The sequence below is a fragment of the Dellaglioa sp. CoH-55-MRSF-9 genome (genome assembly GCF_056782155.1).
Map to the genome: position 1 here is coordinate 1 of NZ_JBXAYG010000128.1, position 255 is coordinate 255.

1 pseudogene is annotated in these 255 nt (G+C 69.0%); it reads right to left on the reverse strand.

The annotated features are described in order from the left end of the window. A pseudogene (locus AC1RPV_RS08055) lies at positions 1–240 on the reverse strand (hypothetical protein); the annotation flags it as partial. Positions 241–255: the final 15 nt, after the last annotated feature.

Below are 255 nucleotides of genomic sequence, written 5' to 3' on the forward strand. Positions count from 1 at the left end.
GATCAGCGCGGCGAAGCTGAGCGTGTACGCGTCGACGATCCACGCGAGTTCCGCGACCGTCGCGCCGAGGCTCGTGCGCATCGCCGGCAGCGCCACATTGACGATCGTCGAATCGAGCACCGCCATGAACATGCCGACCGCGACGAGCGCCAGCGTCAGGCGCTGCTCGCGCGCGGTCGGGTGGTTCGGTGTCGCCACCGAGACGGGTGCGGGGACGGAAACGGAATGGCAGTCGGACATGGCACCTCCAGGCAG